Source organism: Streptococcus sp. FSL E2-3494 (genome assembly GCF_038007085.1).
Lineage (GTDB): Bacteria > Bacillota > Bacilli > Lactobacillales > Streptococcaceae > Streptococcus > Streptococcus thermophilus.
In genome coordinates this window covers 1,000,075-1,017,059 of the sequence record NZ_JBBOWN010000001.1, presented here as the reverse complement: position 1 = coordinate 1,017,059, position 16,985 = coordinate 1,000,075, and the positions used below count along the sequence as shown (strand labels likewise).

Sequence of the window (16,985 nt, the reverse complement as noted above, 5' to 3'; positions counted from 1 at the left end):
GTTGTGCATCTTGACTAGTGGTGTAGCGGCACTGTTTGAACTTCTGTAGTTAACTCGTCTGTTAAAACTTTGTTATCAGTACCAAACATCACAAGAGTTCCAAGTAAGACAGAGCACACGGCTACATTGAGTTTACGAATTGAAAATCTACTTATACAATTATTTAATAAATCTTTACCCACTTTGGTAATCCTCCACACCCAACATTAAAGCATCTTACCCCTCAATGAGATTAAAAGTATTTTAAAATATTAATCGTTTAACATTCTAACACGATCAGTAAAGTAAATTTATTTTTTGTATAAATATATCTTTATCCAAGTCTATATAAAATATATGCGTATGTTTAGCAGTATTTAAAATTGTTCAAAAAGATAATTTTAAGATTTCATTATTTTAAAGAAAGCGATTATATTAATTAATTTTAAAAAATGAATTCAAAGGAAATGTTTAAATTTCTAAATCTTAATGATTATGGTTAACTTCATAAAACGTCTCTTCATTATCTTTTTGAAAGTTTTTAGGAGCTTTAACAAATTTCAAAAGCACTCTTAAAATAAATGTAGCTAAGACAATATATTTCTAGGCAAATTATCTTAAGCAATTGAATTTAGCTAGCGATTTAAAATAGGAGTGTAAAGCGTAAACTATTACAGCTATACCTGAATCTTCTAGGAATTTACAATCAAAATAAAAGCTAAGATTCAAAGAAAAATCATGTAATTTATCATAATACTCATTTATAACCAACTCAGCTATTTTATATACCCCCATTAATCCACTTCCTCAAATATAATCTATATAGTATTTTCCACTAGATAAATTTTATAGTTAAATAGAATATAAAACTAAAAAGGCTTTATAATTTTTGTAGTGGGTAAAACTACTGTAGAGATTATAGAGCTTTTTGAGTGTACACAAAAAGTCCCATAAGAACTATAATGAAAAGCAACCAAACCATCATTAGGAAGAACTTATGAGACTTATTAAGAATACCACAGAATTAATCGGAATCAAAGACCAAAATATCAAGATTTCACTTGTTTTTGAAACTGACACTCATATCGATATTCAAGCAAAACTTGATTACCCTGCACCATCATGTCCTCATTGCCATGGAAAGATGATCAAGTACGACTTTCAAAAGCCTTCTAAAATCCCTCTTCTCGAGCAAGCGGGAACGCCAACTCTACTACGTCTGAAAAAACGTCGTTTCCAGTGTAAAAGTTGTAGAAGAGTCACGGTAGCTGAGACATCTATCGTTGAGAAAAACTGCCAAATCTCCAATCTAGTCCGACAAAAAGTTACACAGCTTCTAACTGAGAAGGTGTCACTAACTGATATTGCAAGAAGACTTCGCGTGTCGACGTCCACTGTCTATCGTAAGCTTGATCAGTTCACTTTCAAGGAACATTATGACAAACTCCCTGCTGTTATGTCCTGGGATGAGTTTGGGTTCAAGAAAGGGGAATTGGCTTTTGTGGCGCAGAATTATGAGACAAACCAACTCATAACCATCCTTGATAATCGCCGCCAAACTACTATACGAAACTACTTTTTGAAGTATCCATTGAAAGTCCGGCAACAGGTACAGTTTATCACGATGGATATGTCTGGAGCTTATATTCCACTGGCTCGCAAGCTCTTTCCAAACGCAAAAATCGTTCTTGATCGTTTCCACATCATCCAGCACCTTGGACGTGCCTTTTTAAAGACTAGAATTGCAATTATGAACCAGTTCGATAAGAAGTCACTACCCTATCGAGCCTTGAAAAATCACTGGCGACTCTTCCAAAAGGACAGCTGTAAGTTATCTCTCAACTCTTTCTATTCAAAGACTTTCCGCCAAACTTTAGCACCACATGAAGTTGTTAAGAAGACACTAGTCTTTTCAAAAGAGCTTACTGACTACTATACACTTTATCAGCTTTTGCTTTTTCACTTTCAGGAGAAGAGAGTAGGTGAGTTCTTTGACCTGATAGAGGAAAATAGAAGCAAGGTCAATCACTATTTTCAAACGGTCTTTAGGACTTTTCTTAGACACAAGCAATACATCCAAAATGCACTAGAAACAGACTATTCAAACGCAAAACTTGAAGCGACTAATAAGTTAATTAAAGACATTAAACGCTTGGGCTTCGGTTTTAGAAACTTCATCAACTTTAAGAAACGTGTCTTCATCACACTGAACATACATAAAAAGAGGACCTATCCGGTCCTCTCTAGATGTTAGCTTTTCGTCACCCACTACAGTTGACAAAGAGCCCTTTATATTTAAGTATAACTTATATTATTTAACTGTGCGGATACGCATAGTATTTGTATTACCAGAACCAACTGGAACACCAGCAACAATAACAATGTTATCACCTGATTCTACAAGACCTGATTCAAGAGCAACACGCTCAGCAACTTCAAACATATCATCAGTAGATGAAGGTATTTCAGTAACAACTGGAATAACACCCCAGTTAAGCATCAATGATTTTTGAGTAAGTTCATCGAATGTTATTGCCAAGATGTCAGCTTCTGGACGGTATTTAGAAATCAAACGAGCTGTGTTACCAGATTCAGTAAGTGCAACAATAAGTTTGATATCCATTGAGTTAGTAGCATCTTTAACTGCAGATGCAACAGCTTCAGTTTTACTTGAGCGATCAAATGTTGATGAATCAAGACGACCATACTCTTTAAGAAGAGTTTGAGCGTTTTTATTAATTGTAGCCATTGTACGAACTGATTCAACTGGATATTTACCATTTGCAGACTCACCAGAAAGCATTGTCGCATCAGTACCATCGATAACTGCGTTAAACACGTCAGATACTTCAGAACGAGTTGGACGTGGTTTTTCTGTCATTGTTTCAAGCATGTTTGTAGCTGTAACAACAATTTTACCAGCAGCATTTACTTTAGTGATAATCATTTTTTGGTAAACTGGAACCATTTCGAATGGTACTTCGATACCCATGTCACCACGAGCGATCATGATACCATCAGCAGCTTCAATGATTTCATCGATATTATCGATACCTTGTTGGTTTTCGATTTTAGCCAACAATTTAACGTGGCCGTTTCCAGTTTCTTCACAGATAGCACGTACTTCTTGTACATCTTTCGCAGTACGTACAAATGAGATTGCGATAAAGTTAATACCTTGTTCGAGACCAAAACGAATATCAGCATTATCACGTTCAGCAAGTGCTGGGAAAGGAATTTTAGTGTAAGGGATGTTTACACCTTTTTGTTTAGCAATAATACCATCATTTTCAACTTCAACGATGAATTCACGTTTTTCAGCATCCTTGTCTACAACACGAAGACCAAGTTTACCATCATCCACAAGAACTTGTTTACCAACTTCTACATCGTCGAAAATGTCAAGTGCACCAGCAACGTTCAAAGCAATAACGTCGCGAGTTGATTTGATACCTTGTTTAGTAGCAATACGGATTTGTTCACCAGTTTTGTATGCATACTCTTTAGCATCACCTTCAAACAATTCAGTACGGATTTCAGGTCCCTTAGTGTCAAGAAGGAAACCTACTTTTTGACCAGCAATAGATTCAGCCATACGTACGACATCCATACGTTCACCTTGCTCAGCGTGGTCACCATGTGAGAAGTTGAAACGGAAAACGTTAGCACCTTCCTCGATCAATTGAGCAATGTTTTTAGCAGATGCATCAGGGTCAAGTTTTTCACTCCAGTAACCATCTTCACCAAATTTCTTGCCACCACGGATTTCAACCGCAGGACCAAGTGTAGCAACTATTTTTACGCGTTTATTCATGATATATAAAACTCCCTTATATTTATTGTCGCTTTTGCGACGGATTAACAATAATTAGTAGAACCGCTATTATTTCAAGTTAGCTAAAGAACGGTTAAGCTCTGCAAAATCAAGACGAGCTTTGTGTGGATTGTTTACGATAATTTTACCGTCTTCAGTAAGACTGAACAAAGCACCTTCTTCTGCTGTACCAAGGATTGGACTTTCAACAAGCTGTTCATTATGGATACCCACAGCAACACCACCAATTCCTTCTTTAAGAAGATCAACGGCATGTGCACCCATCCATGAAGCAAGAACACGGTCACGTGCAGTTGGTGAACCACCACGAATTACGTGTCCAATATTTGTAGCACGAAGGTCTGATGTATCTCCAGCTTCTTTCATTTTAGCTGCAAACTCTTCAGCACCCATAACGCCCTCAGCAAGCACAATAATGTGGTGAGATTTTTCGCCAGATTCATAACCTTCTTTAACTTTACGAACCACTTCGTTGATGTCATATTCTTCTTCTGGCACAATAATTTGGTCAGCACCTGAAGCAATACCAGCCCAAAGAGCGATATCACCAGCGTTACGTCCCATTACCTCAACGACAAAAGTACGTCCATGACTGAAAGCTGTATCTTGGATTTTATCCAAAGCTTCTGTTGCAGTTGCAACGGCTGTATCAAATCCAATTGTATAGTCTGTACCAACGATATCGTTATCGATAGTTCCTGGGAGACCAACTGCTGGGAAACCATGTTCAGTCAAACGCATAGCACCATGGTAAGAACCATCTCCACCAATAACAACTACACCTTCGATTCCATATTTTTTAAGTTGCTCAATACCTTTAAGTTGACCTTCAAGTTGGGCAAACTCGGGATAGCGAGCAGACTGAAGGAAAGTGCCACCACGGCTAAGGATGTTTTCTACGCGTTTGGCATCAAGTTTGAAGATATCTCCTTCAACCATACCGGCGTATCCACGGTTAATGCCGAACACTTCAATTCCTTCAGAAATTGCTTTGAGAACAACTGCACGAACGGCAGCGTTCATACCAGGGGCATCTCCACCACTGGTCAAAACAGCAATACGTTTCATTATTCCTGATACTCCTTTTATATATTTAACATTTTCATTATAACACAAAGAATTATAAATGGCTTTAAATTTGAAAAGTTTTATCGGTTTTTTTAACGTAAAACCGTTTTCAACACAAAAGGTGCTAATTCCCTACTGAGTTCTTCGTTCTTAGACACTTTATATCGTTGACTAACTATTGTTTCCTTGCTTCCCTGATAACGAATAACCACAGGAATATGTCCAGGATACTTGGATAAAATGTGAGAAACTTCTAAATCTTTATTATGATTCTCTAGTAAAATCCAGAAACGCTCAGTGCTAGCCTCCTCTATATTTGACAAAATTAATTGAAGACGTCCGTCGCGCTCTTGAGTTCGTCCTTCTAGATAAAAGAGACTACCTTCGCTTAACTTATCTTTGTGATAGAAATAAGTTTCTGGAAAAAGAGTGACATCCAGTTTATTCACCCCATCAAAAACACTTAGGAAAGCCATCTGGTCTCCCTTTTTCGTTCTGATAATGCGAACTGATTCAAGCTGGACCAAAACTGTAGCCTTACTGTTTAAAGTCAACTCAGAAATTGGTTGGTAGGGCCGTGATGCCATTTTTTGAGCTAAATGTAATGGATGTGTACTAAGTCCAACTCCTAGTAAATCCTGCTCTATACTGTAGCGTTCTGTCTGACTATAGTCTTCATACTCCACCCAAGAATAAGACGACTCTGCAAACAAACTCCCTAATTCATTAACAAAAGTAAAGAGGTTGCTTAAGTTTCCGATGATTTTCCGTCTATTAGGCTCAAAACGATCAAATAATCCTATTTGGATCAAAGGTGTCAAAATATCTACTTTTTGATATTTACTAGGAATACGTGTCAAAAAATCCTCTATAGAAATGTATTTACCATTTTGTTGGCGATCCTCAATAATCCAAAGTGCAAAATCTCTGGGCAAACCTTTTATGGTTTTTAGACCTAGTACAATCTTTCCATCGGAAATCTTGTCCATATAAGGAATTCTATTAATATCCAGGCTAGCTAAGGAAAAGCCATTTTCAATTGCATCCCTAATGTAATCACTTGACGAATAATTTAACATGACGTCATAGAATATCTGAGGATAATGCGTTTTAAAATAAGCTAATTGGAAGGCTAGGGATGAATAAGCATAGGCATGACTTTTATTAAAACCATATCCTGCAAACTTAGTTATCATACTAAAGAGACGTTTAGCAACCTGTGGGTCACGCCCTAACTGACGACTTCCTTCCATGAATTGTTCGGACATTTTGGACATTTCATTGGCATCTTTTTTAGACATTGCCCGACGAAGCAAATCGGCTTTTCCAAGGCTAAAGCCAGCAAATACTTGGGCAATCTGCATAACCTGCTCCTGATAAAGCATGATACCATAGGTAGGTTCAAGAATTGGAGCAACCACTGGGTCAATGAGATCTACTTTCTCCTTACCATATTTACGAGCAACGAAATTATCTGTATAATCGCTAGCTCCTGGACGGTTGAGAGAGGTTGTCGCTACTACTTCTTCGAACTTAGCAGGTTTAATCCGTTTAAGGAGATTTATAGCACCTGCCTGCTCGAATTGAAAAATTCCCTTTGTCTTACCACTGGCAAAAAGCGCTAGGGTTTGTGAATCTTCCAAGTCAATGGATTTGATATCGATAGCAATTCCCTGTTCTTCTTCAAGCTTCTCCTTCATTTTTTGAACAAAGGTCAAATTTCGAAGCCCCAAGAAATCCATCTTAAGCAAACCATTGGCCTCGACTGCGGAAGCATCGTACTGTGTAACCATCATGTCCTCACCTGCCTTAAGAGGAATATGATTGGTCAGGTCATCATCGCTCATCACGATGCCTGCAGCATGTATGGAGGTTTGTCTTGGCTGGCCTTCAATAGCCTTAGCAATTTCAAAAGCTCTCTGAAATTCCTGCCTCTGATTAATTAGCTGTCTGAATGACATATTTTTCTCATAGACAGTTGTCAAAGTATCTCGAAAAGATATTTTTTTACTGAGTTGGGATAATTCAAATTCCTTAGCTCCAAAACGTTTAAAAACATCTCGGATAGCCTGTTTAGCCCCAAAAGTTGAAAAAGTAACAATCTGTGCAGAGTGCTTACTACCATAACGGTCTCTAACGTAATGAAGAAACTCACCTCGATAAATATCAGGTAAGTCTATATCGATATCAGGCATACTATAACGTTCCTCATTTAAGAAACGCTCGAAAAGTAAATCATTTTTAACTGGATCAATTCCAGTAATATCAAGGACATAAGCTACCAAACTCCCTGCAGCAGACCCACGTCCCATTCCCATATAATAACCTCGACTACGACCAAAACGTAACAAATCCCAAACAATCAAGAAATAGTCATCAAAACCCATTTGATGTATTATTGACAATTCCTTGTCTAAACGTTCCTGATAAGCTGGTTCTCTTAACGCTTTACTATCTAATCCAGATTGAGCTAACTGACGCAATTGATCAACTGCTGGCATTTCACGATTAAAACGAGGAAGCTTGAGATTTGTATCAAATTGATAAGAGACGTCTGAAACAAGCTGATTCAAATTGTTTAAAGCCTCTGGAAGCTTACTATAAGCTTCTTCCATTTCTTTGGCCGAGAAAAGGAGCTGATTCATAGGACAGATGGATACCTCAGACAAGGACACATTTTGTGAGATAGCATGTAACGTCTGGATAGTCGAGCGATCTGCATTTTCAAAGTAACGCACTGTATGTAAAGGAACCACAGGATAATCAAACTCTTTACCAGCATCCTCAGGTCTTACCCCAATGAAAACTTCTGAGCCAAGACTCATCCCAGGCTCCCAGTCCTCACTTGGAAGAATTAGGGCAATGTCATTCAGATAGTCTGAAAAATATGTAAACTCCCGCTGTCCTGAAGACAGCTCTGTTGCCAACTTCATCAAGTTTTTATAGCCCTGATTATTTTTAGCTAATAGGCGAAAGGGAATTTTTCTCCCTTCATAGAATAAATTAGCTTCTGTTCCAATTAAAGGACGTAAACCATTTCTGATTGCAAGCTGGGCAAAATGATAGGCCGCATAGAGATTATCACGATCCATCAAACCAATGCTTTGATAACCAAGCTCTTTGGCACGTTTTACATAGGTGTTTAAATCTACAACACTGTCCATGAAGCTATATACTGATTTTGTATCCAATTGTGCAAACATGAAGGGCTCCTTTCAACATTATTTTTTGTCAAATAATAATTTAGGTTTCTAGAAAAAATTAAAGAAATCTATTCAAATAGTATTATATCACAAGTTTTTAAGCATATTAAAAGCAGAACCAAGGGTTCTGCTTTCTTGAAGACATTATTTTCTTAATAATACTCACCTTGACGGTAGTTCCAAGAATTAAAGTGGTCTGAAAGGTTCATCATAATTTTATCTATATCAAGACCCTTACGGATAACTACTGGACATGGTTCTACTGAACGGCTTCCCTCACCTTGTTCAGGAATTAATTTACCGCCTGCATCAACCATTGATACCATAACACCTTGTTCATAACGTGTTTCAACAGTTTTATCAGGCTGAATTGACGCAACGTATTCATCAGCTTCAATGACAAGGTCAACAGCATTTTCAATACGTTCACCAATACCTTCAACCTTACCACGGTTACCTTTACCTGAAGGGTTTGCTGATGAAGCATAAACCATTTTACCTTCTTTTTCCCACATTTCTTTAGCAATTTGCTCACCAGGTTTACCAAATTTAATAACGAAACATGATGTTCCACGTGCATCAGTCATAAGCTCTTCACGGCCATCACCAAATGCTTGGAGTTTTGCGTAAGCATCCTCACGCCACGGAAGAATACATCCAAGAAGAATGTCTTCATCCCAGTGCTTTTGATAGAAAGCATCAATTTCAGGAGTCAATTGTGCCAATGCACGCAACTCATCCATGCTTCCGCAAAGAACAACACCTGGTTTGTTACGGTTACGTTCCTTAGCTTCGAATTTACGTTCCAAACCAGCTTTATCGCTAGTCATAATAATATAACCAACTTTAGTTGGTGTAACGATACATCCACCTTCACCTTTAAGAATTTCAAAACCTTCTTGGTTAAGGTTACCATCCCATTGGACATGTTTAGTCATAATGTGTGTTCTCCATTTAATTTATAATACATATATTTTACCATGTTCATAGCTATCAGGCAAGTAATTTTCGGAATATTCGAAAATATAAGACTATTACTGCCAATAGCTTGGACGATGTTTTTCGTACTCGGTTATCAAATCCTCATACTGCATGGTAATCCCTATATCATCTAATCCATTTAAAAGTTTATGTTTCCATTCACCATCAATTTCAAAAGTGAACTCACCAACCGGTGAAATAATTTTTTGTTGTTCTAAGTCTACCGTCACTTCATCAGTAGGTTTTAATTGTTCCAATTTTCGACGTACTTCTATCGGTTGAACAATTGGTAACATCCCATTATTAAGTTCATTATTATAGTGAATGTCTCCGAAGGAACCTGCAATAACAACTTTAAATCCGTAGTCAGCTAGGGCCCACGCAGCATGTTCACGAGATGAACCTGCACCGAAATTATCGCCTGTTATTAAAATAGTTGCTTTACGATATTCAGGTCGGTTAAAAACAAAATCAGGATCCTCAGTGTATTTGTTATCTTTATAACGCCAAGAATACATCAAATATTTTCCAAAACCTTTTTTGTCAATCAGTTTGAGAAACTGTTTGGGAAGAATCTGGTCGGTATCGATGTTATCATTCATCAATGGAACTGTCGTACCGGTATAAATGGTAAATTTTTCCATGTTTCCTCCTTATTGTACTTCTGGCATTCGGCGAACATCAACGAAATGTCCGGCGATAGCTGCTGCCGCTGCCATTGCAGGACTACAAAGGTGTGTTTTTGCTCCAAACCCTTGTCGATCCTCAAAATTTCGATTACTTGTTGAAGCACAATGGACCCCATCAGGCACTTTATCTGGATTCATTCCAAGACACATTGAGCATCCTGGCTCTCTCCATTCAAAACCAGCATCTTTAAATATCTTATCCAACCCAATTTTCTCTGCAGCTCGTTTAACAGGTCTAGAACCTGGAACCACAATAGCTGTCAAATTAGGGGAAATCTTCTTACCTTTAACAATTCTGGCTGCCAACTGCAAGTCACTCAAGCGAGCATTAGTACAAGACCCAATAAAGATATACCCAAGATTAATGTCTTCTGCTTTTTGACCCGGACGAAGACCCATATAATGGTATGCACGCTCATCATTCATATCTCGAACTTCAGGGAAAGGCGTATCAAAATCTACCCCCATAGATGGATTAGTTCCCCATGTGACCATTGGTGCCAACTCAGAAACATCCATTCGAATGACTTTATCGTATTCTGCATCATCATCACTAACTAGTGTCTTCCAGTCAGCTACTGCTGCATCAAAATCCTCAGGAACACATTCTCGACCACGCATATAATCATATGTTGTTTGGTCTGGATTCATAATTCCCATTTTCGAACCAAATTCAATTGACATATTACAGATTGTCATACGTTCTTCCATAGTCAAACGGTCAATTGCCTCACCGCGGTACTCTACAACATAACCCACTCCACAAGCAACCCCATATTTAGCAATCAAGGCGAGAATGTAATCTTTTGAATAAATGCCTTTCTGAGGCTTCCCAGTGAATTCTACCAACATCTTTTTAGGTTTGACTTGCCAAAGTGTCTGTGTAGCAAAGACATGCTCAACCTCACTCGTTCCAATACCAAAGGCTATAGCTCCAAAGGCACCGTGGGTAGCTGTGTGACTATCCCCACAAACAATAAACTTACCTGGTTGCGTACGTCCTGTTTCTGGACCAACCATATGTACAATTCCTTGCTTATCCGAACCATGTGACGCATTGTCAATACCAAACTCAATGACATTTTCAGCAAGTTTATCAATTTGTGCCTTAGAAATAGCATCTCTAATATCAAAGATATTCACAGTTGGAACATTATGGTCAAAGGTCCCAAAAGTCAGATCTGGACGCCTTACTTTACGTCCAGCATCACGAAGACCTTGAAAAGCTTGAGGACTAGTCACTTCATGAATATAATGTTGGTCCACGTACATAAGTTGGGGTTGCCCCTCATCACCCGTAATTACGTGGCGGTCCCAAAGTTTATCGAAAATTGATTTTCCGCTCATAAAATACTCCAATTATAATCTAAGGATTGGTTAATCCGAAAGCTTCGTTAGGATAAGGTATAAAAGAACGACATCTATAACAATCCCTGAAAGCCAGCAGAACTTAAAGTACCATTTGTTAATTTTATGTCTAAATAGTCTCCCACCTAGAAAGGCACCAATACCACCAAAGATAATAGTCTGCAATAATAATGACTTCTCAGAAATCCGTCTCTTATGTTGAATAGCCTTATGTTTATCAAGTCCATAAATGGATAAGATGACTAGATTCCACACCAACAAAACACTTAGTAACACTAATTTCAGTGTCATGATTTTAGAGATTGCTAATAATAGCTGCTGTCATTTCAGCAGTCGAAGCCTGACCACCCAAATCACGTGTCAAGATGCCTTGATTCAAGGTCTTATCAACAGCATTTTCAATCAATTCTGCCCCTTCAGTTTCATTAAAACTTTCACGTAACATCATAGCTACTGACAAAATCATTGAAATTGGATTGGCAATACCTTGACCAGCGATATCTGGTGCTGAACCATGAATCGGTTCATAAAGACTTGGACCGTTTTCAGAATGACTAGCAGACGGCATAACACCTAGGGTACCTGGAAGAACACTTGACTCATCAGATAAGATATCACCAAAGAGGTTTTCAGTCACAACAACATCAAAGCGAGCTGGGTTGGTAATCATAATCATTGCTGCACTATCAACGAGCTGGTGTTCAAGAGTTACATCTGGAAACTCCAAAGAAACTTCATCAGCAACCTTACGCCACAATTTAGAGGTCGCCAAAACATTTTGTTTATCAATGCTAGTAACCTTTTTGCCACGACCTTGGGCAATCTTGAAGGCACGACGCATGATGCGACGAATCTCATCAGCTGAATAATCATTTATATCACGAGCCTTATCTTCCTCTAAAATGTGCTCACCAAAGTAAATACCACCTGTAAGCTCACGAACAACGACAAAATCTACGCCTTCAATACGCTCCGGTTTAAGAGGTGACAAGTGTTTCAAAGCATCAAAGATACGAACAGGACGGATATTAGCAAAGAGATTCAACTCCTTACGAATGGCCAAAAGCCCTTGTTCGGGACGAACTGGTGCATTATCATATTTAGGTCCGCCAATAGCAGCCAAAAGGATAGCATCTGCCGATTTAGCAGCTTCTAGAGTAGCTTTAGGAAGTGGATGACCCTCAGCATCAATACCAGCACCACCAAAAGGTTTAGCATCAACATCATAATCAAATTCAATTTTTGAAGCTACTTTATCCAGAACTCCAAGACCTGCTGCCATGATTTCAGGTCCAATACCATCACCAGAAAGTGTTACAATTTTTTTTGTCATGTTTAACACCTCTTAAGTTTGTGGAAGGTCACGGTAAGAAACTTTTCGTGCCATCTCACCAGCATTTTCTTTTTGAACCAGCGTATTCGCATTAATATATGCAATTGCTGAAGCTTTCAAGACGTCAAAATCCAAACCTGAAGCGTTGAAGATTGTATCTGTGTCCACATTTTCTACAGATACAAGTACACGTGCTTGGGCATCAATACCATCAGTTATGGCATCGATATTATAAGAAATCAAGCGGACTGTTTGATTGAAGAACTTATCGATAGCATTGAAGATAGCTTCAACTGATCCTTGGCCATTTGCCAAAAATTCTACAGCTTCCCCGTCTTCATTTACCAAGCTAACTGCAGCAGTAATTGTTTCATCAGGATTAGTTGTCAAGCGAAGATCTTGGAAATGGAAGCCTTCTGGATTTTCAACATTAGTCCCAGCAACAAGTGCACGAATATCAGCATCAGTAATGTCATGTTTTTTATCAGCCAAGCGCTTGAATTTAGCAAAGAGTGGTTTGATATCTTCTTCAACAAAGTCAAGCTCAAGTTCTTTCAATTTTTCAATAAAGGCATGGCGACCTGACAATTTACCAAGTGGAAGTGAGCTTTTCTTAACCCCAACCAACTCGGGTGTAATGATTTCATAAGTAAGAGGATTTTTAAGGAAACCATCTTGGTGGATACCAGATTCATGAGAAAAGGCATTCCCACCAACAACAGCTTTATTCTTAGGAATAGCGATACCTGAATATCGAGATACAAGTTCAGCAGTGTTGACTGTCTCATTAAGCACAATATCACTTGTTGCTTGATAGTAGTCTTCACGGATATTAAGTGCCACTGCCACTTCTTCAAGCGCTGCATTTCCGGCACGTTCACCGATACCATTCACAGTTCCTTCAACACGGCCAGCACCATTTTTAATAGCTGCAAGTGTGTTAGCTACAGCCATACCAAGGTCATTGTGACAGTGAGGACTAAAGATAATTTCACGATCTGATTTAACATTTTCAATGAGATATTTGAAAATATGACCGAACTCTTCAGGAGTTGTAAAACCCACTGTATCCGGAATATTAATATAAGTCGCACCGGCATCAACTGCTGTTTGAACAACTTCCAAGAGATAATCGAGCTCTGTACGAGTAGCATCTTCAGGTGAAAACTCAACAACTTCAAAACGTTCACGCGCATAAGTCACATGTTCTTTGATAATCTCAAGAATTTCTTCTTTTGATTTCTTCAACTTAAATTCACGATGAATAGGACTTGTTGCAATAAAAACATGACATTGTGGGAATTTTGCATCCTTAATAGCTTCATAACAAGCATCAATATCAGACTTTACAGAACGAGCCAAACCAGAAACTGCTGTAGTAGTCATAGCAGCTGAAATTTGTTTTACAGCCTCAAATGAATCTGGACTAGCTGCAGGGAAACCAGCTTCGATTGAAGAAATTCCCCATTTTTCAAGTTGCTTTGCAATAGCAACTTTTTCTTTGATTGAGAAGTTAACACCTGGTGTTTGTTCCCCATCTCGAAGGCTTGTATCAAGAAACTCCACTTTACGCATAGACAATCCTCTTTCTAAAAGTAAAAACAATAGTAGTAAAAAAACATCTCACTCGGAAACCCAAGCGAGATGTTTTGAACTCCCGCTTGGTAAACCAAACAGGACTAATGCTTTTGCACTAGCCCTCATTACGCAATAGCAAGATAGTTGTAGTTGCGAATGTCATCTGATTTATTTCCTTTCGATGTATCTTGTTTTATATGATACATCTTTCAATCTCGAAAGTCAAGGAAAAAATACTGAATTGACTGACTTTTCTGACCGATTTTTATATTTTTTTCAGAAAAACAAAAAAACTGACCAAAGTCAACTTTTCTAATTGTTCTTAATATCTACTTTTCTTAGCTTATTTTCCGAGGTAATATTCAGAAACAACGTTCAATTTTTCGTCAAATTCAAATACCAATGGTGGGAAGTTTGGAATTTCAACATCCATGATTTCGTCATCTGACAATTTTTTGATGTGTTTTACAAGGGCACGGATTGAGTTACCATGTGCACCTACGAATACGTTTTTACCATCTTTAAGAGCTGGAGCAATTTTATCTTCCCAGAATGGAAGGGCACGTTCCAAAGTTACTTTCAAGTTTTCAGCATCTGGAATTACTGAATCGTCAAGTGAAGCGTAACGACGGTCTTTGTGTGCTGAGTACTCATCATCACGGTCCATTTTTGGAGGCAATACATCGTATGAACGACGCCAGATGTGAACTTGCTCATCACCAAATTGTTCAGCAGCTTCTGCTTTATTTTTACCAGTCAAACCACCGTAGTGACGTTCGTTCAAGCGCCATGATTTTTCAACTGGAACCCAAAGTTGGTCAGAGGCTTCAAGCGCAAGGTTAGTTGTTTTGATCGCACGTTTCAATACTGAAGTGTAAGCTTTGTCAAATTCAATACCAGCTTCTTTAATCAATTTACCAGCGTCAATAGCTTGTTGAGTACCTTTTTCAGAAAGATCTACGTCAGCCCAACCTGTGAAAAGATTAGCTTTGTTCCATTCAGACTCACCGTGGCGAGCGAAAACCAATTTTACCATTAGTTATGTCTCCTTTTTATTTCGGGTTAAACCCATCTACTCTATATATTCTACCCAAAAAACATTGAAAAAGCTAGCAAAATATCAAAATTCTGTAAAATTCTACTGTTCCTTTCCTTTGCAAATTAAAACTAATCAGATTTTTAAGTCAGAAGCTTATACCTATCCATTATTTCCTTGTTTTAAGCCTTCTTTCATGCTAGAATGAAATGAAAATAGTAACATTTTACTTTGTGATACTTAAGGAGGATCTTATGGTTTCTACTGCTACAAAAGTTGGTAACTTTACGTTTGATAACTGTCTTATGAATGCTGCTGGTGTTTACTGCATGACCAAAGAAGAGCTGGCAGAGGTTGAAGCTTCAGCTGCTGGTTCATTCGTCACAAAAACAGGGACACTTGAGGCCCGTCCTGGTAATCCAGAACCTCGTTATGTCAATGTACCCCTTGGTTCAATCAACTCAATGGGTTTGCCAAATAACGGTTTTGAATATTATCTTGACTATGTCATTGAATTGCAAAATCAACCCAATACAAAAAACCATTTCCTCTCACTAGTGGGACTCTCACCAGAAGAAACACACACTATTCTTAAAAAAGTTCAAAAAAGTGACTATGAGGGACTCGTTGAACTCAACCTCTCATGTCCTAACGTTCCAGGCAAACCTCAAATTGCTTACGATTTTGAAACCACAACCGATATCCTTACTGAAGTCTTCTCTTACTTTACGAAACCTCTTGGCGTGAAATTACCACCATACTTTGATATTGTTCACTTTGATCAAGCAGCTGCTGTTTTCAACCAATTCCCTCTTGTCTTCGTTAACTGTGTGAACTCTATTGGTAATGGACTTTACATTGAAGATGAATCTGTTGTCATCAAACCAAAAAATGGCTTCGGTGGTATTGGTGGTGATTATATTAAACCTACTGCTTTGGCAAACGTCCATGCCTTCTACCAACGTTTGAAACCTGAGATCCAAATTATTGGTACTGGTGGTGTAAAATCTGGTCGTGATGCTTTTGAACACATCCTTTGTGGCGCAAGTATGGTGCAAGTAGGTACTGCACTTCAAAAAGAAGGTGTTACTATCTTTGATCGCATCACTAAAGAACTTAAAGAAATCATGGCAAAAAAAGGTTATGAAACTCTTGAAGACTTTCGTGGAAAACTGCACTATATTGACAGATAACCAAAAAGAGCTTGGATTTTTTTCCAAACTCTTTTTATCTTTATTTGAGGATGAGTTTCTCTTCTTATACGAGACTATCATCGTCTCGTTCATCCCAGACTTCAAAAGTATCCTTCCCCTCTTTTTGGGCTTGAATACGCTTTTGACGAGCTTCTTCGATCTGTTTTTCACTTGGCTTCATCAGTTTACTAATTGTAACAATAGCTGATAACTTAATAACAGTAAAAACCAAAAGAAAGATCAATACCACTGTTATAGTTTTCATAATTTTCCTTATATTTTTTGTATAAATCAATCCCCCTAAAAGCTTAGGGGGATTAACATTATTTGACTGCGTCTTTAAGAGCTTTACCAGCTTTAAATGCAGGAACTTTAGATGCTGCGATTGAGATAGTTTCACCAGTTTGTGGGTTACGACCTTGACGAGCAGCACGTTCACGTACTTCAAAGTTACCGAAACCAATCAATTGTACTTTTTCACCTGCAGCAAGGAATTCTTCGATAGAAGCAAAAACCGCATCTACAGCTGCTGCTGAATCTTTTTTTGTAAGCTCAGTTGCTTCTGCAACTTTAGCGATCAAATCTTGTTTGTTAGCCATTGTAACAATCCTCCAATTTATTCATAAGCGAATGATATTTCTAGCGCTTTAACAAGTATTATCTTATCCTAAAAGCCTTATGAGGTCAAGTAATAAATGCTAATTTCATCGCTTTTTTGTAAA

14 protein-coding genes and 1 pseudogene are annotated in these 16,985 nt (G+C 38.1%); 2 read left to right on the top strand and 13 right to left on the bottom strand.

The annotated features are described in order from the left end of the window. Positions 1-14: 14 nt before the first annotated feature. On the bottom strand, positions 15-119 hold the full coding sequence (locus NST05_RS11065; RefSeq protein WP_372588902.1) for a hypothetical protein: 105 nt from the start codon (positions 117-119) through the stop codon (positions 15-17). An 857-nt stretch (positions 120-976) separates the two neighbouring features. Here NST05_RS11065 and NST05_RS05275 point away from each other — a divergent pair. Then, a pseudogene (locus NST05_RS05275) lies at positions 977-2,226 on the top strand (ISL3 family transposase). A 64-nt stretch (positions 2,227-2,290) separates the two neighbouring features. Here the strand turns inward: NST05_RS05275 and pyk are convergent. The 10 genes from pyk to NST05_RS05225 form a co-directional block, all read right to left on the bottom strand. Further along, on the bottom strand, positions 2,291-3,793 hold the full coding sequence (gene pyk, locus NST05_RS05270) for a pyruvate kinase (protein WP_084828872.1): 1,503 nt from the start codon (positions 3,791-3,793) through the stop codon (positions 2,291-2,293). Positions 3,794-3,862: 69 nt separating this feature from the next. Then, complete coding sequence (gene pfkA, locus NST05_RS05265; RefSeq protein WP_084828873.1) at positions 3,863-4,882, bottom strand: 6-phosphofructokinase; 1,020 nt, start codon at positions 4,880-4,882, stop codon at positions 3,863-3,865. Between the two features lie 92 nt (positions 4,883-4,974). Continuing rightward, positions 4,975-8,085 carry a DNA polymerase III subunit alpha gene (locus NST05_RS05260; protein ID WP_084828874.1) on the bottom strand — a complete coding sequence of 1,037 codons (3,111 nt, stop codon included), beginning with the start codon at positions 8,083-8,085 and terminating at the stop codon, positions 4,975-4,977. Between the two features lie 152 nt (positions 8,086-8,237). Beyond that, positions 8,238-9,023, bottom strand: coding sequence for an L-threonylcarbamoyladenylate synthase (locus NST05_RS05255; protein ID WP_002950974.1), 786 nt, complete (start codon positions 9,021-9,023; stop codon positions 8,238-8,240). Positions 9,024-9,119: 96 nt separating this feature from the next. After that, positions 9,120-9,710, bottom strand: coding sequence for a 3-isopropylmalate dehydratase small subunit (gene leuD / locus NST05_RS05250; protein WP_011226115.1), 591 nt, complete (start codon positions 9,708-9,710; stop codon positions 9,120-9,122). 9 nt (positions 9,711-9,719) lie between these two features. Continuing rightward, the gene (leuC, locus tag NST05_RS05245; RefSeq protein ID WP_011681245.1) at positions 9,720-11,102 is read right to left on the bottom strand and encodes a 3-isopropylmalate dehydratase large subunit; all 1,383 of its coding nucleotides are present in this window, start codon (positions 11,100-11,102) and stop codon (positions 9,720-9,722) included. Between the two features lie 30 nt (positions 11,103-11,132). After that, entirely contained in the window at positions 11,133-11,414 is a 282-nt protein-coding gene (locus NST05_RS05240) for a DUF1294 domain-containing protein (RefSeq protein ID WP_064355867.1), read from the bottom strand. Between the two features lie 4 nt (positions 11,415-11,418). After that, a complete protein-coding gene (gene leuB, locus NST05_RS05235; RefSeq protein WP_011681247.1) occupies positions 11,419-12,456 on the bottom strand; it encodes a 3-isopropylmalate dehydrogenase in 1,038 nt (345 codons plus the stop codon). A gap of 12 nt (positions 12,457-12,468) precedes the next feature. After that, positions 12,469-14,031, bottom strand: a complete 1,563-nt coding sequence (locus NST05_RS05230; protein WP_084828875.1) for a 2-isopropylmalate synthase — start codon at positions 14,029-14,031, stop codon at positions 12,469-12,471. Between the two features lie 346 nt (positions 14,032-14,377). Further along, the gene (locus NST05_RS05225; protein WP_011226119.1) at positions 14,378-15,070 is read right to left on the bottom strand and encodes a phosphoglycerate mutase; all 693 of its coding nucleotides are present in this window, start codon (positions 15,068-15,070) and stop codon (positions 14,378-14,380) included. Between the two features lie 254 nt (positions 15,071-15,324). Between NST05_RS05225 and NST05_RS05220 the strand changes: the two genes are divergently transcribed. Further along, entirely contained in the window at positions 15,325-16,263 is a 939-nt protein-coding gene (locus NST05_RS05220; protein WP_002950994.1) for a dihydroorotate oxidase, read from the top strand. Between the two features lie 64 nt (positions 16,264-16,327). Here the strand turns inward: NST05_RS05220 and NST05_RS05215 are convergent, their stop codons facing one another. Both NST05_RS05215 and NST05_RS05210 read right to left on the bottom strand, forming a co-directional pair. Beyond that, on the bottom strand, positions 16,328-16,528 hold the full coding sequence (locus tag NST05_RS05215) for a hypothetical protein (protein ID WP_011681249.1): 201 nt from the start codon (positions 16,526-16,528) through the stop codon (positions 16,328-16,330). Positions 16,529-16,586: 58 nt separating this feature from the next. Then, positions 16,587-16,862, bottom strand: coding sequence for an HU family DNA-binding protein (locus NST05_RS05210; protein ID WP_002950996.1), 276 nt, complete (start codon positions 16,860-16,862; stop codon positions 16,587-16,589). Positions 16,863-16,985 lie beyond the last annotated feature (123 nt).

Coding starts and splice junctions, on each gene's coding strand:
- NST05_RS05225 (WP_011226119.1), bottom strand. CDS start 15,070: ATGGTAAAATTGGTTTTCGCTCGCCACGGTGAGTCTGAATGGAACAAA.
- NST05_RS05215 (WP_011681249.1), bottom strand. CDS start 16,528: ATGAAAACTATAACAGTGGTATTGATCTTTCTTTTGGTTTTTACTGTT.
- pfkA (WP_084828873.1), bottom strand. CDS start 4,882: ATGAAACGTATTGCTGTTTTGACCAGTGGTGGAGATGCCCCTGGTATG.
- leuD (WP_011226115.1), bottom strand. CDS start 9,710: ATGGAAAAATTTACCATTTATACCGGTACGACAGTTCCATTGATGAAT.
- NST05_RS05230 (WP_084828875.1), bottom strand. CDS start 14,031: ATGCGTAAAGTGGAGTTTCTTGATACAAGCCTTCGAGATGGGGAACAA.
- leuB (WP_011681247.1), bottom strand. CDS start 12,456: ATGACAAAAAAAATTGTAACACTTTCTGGTGATGGTATTGGACCTGAA.
- NST05_RS05260 (WP_084828874.1), bottom strand. CDS start 8,085: ATGTTTGCACAATTGGATACAAAATCAGTATATAGCTTCATGGACAGT.
- NST05_RS05255 (WP_002950974.1), bottom strand. CDS start 9,023: ATGACTAAACATGTCCAATGGGATGGTAACCTTAACCAAGAAGGTTTT.
- NST05_RS05210 (WP_002950996.1), bottom strand. CDS start 16,862: ATGGCTAACAAACAAGATTTGATCGCTAAAGTTGCAGAAGCAACTGAG.
- pyk (WP_084828872.1), bottom strand. CDS start 3,793: ATGAATAAACGCGTAAAAATAGTTGCTACACTTGGTCCTGCGGTTGAA.
- leuC (WP_011681245.1), bottom strand. CDS start 11,102: ATGAGCGGAAAATCAATTTTCGATAAACTTTGGGACCGCCACGTAATT.
- NST05_RS05220 (WP_002950994.1), top strand. CDS start 15,325: ATGGTTTCTACTGCTACAAAAGTTGGTAACTTTACGTTTGATAACTGT.
- NST05_RS05240 (WP_064355867.1), bottom strand. CDS start 11,414: ATGACACTGAAATTAGTGTTACTAAGTGTTTTGTTGGTGTGGAATCTA.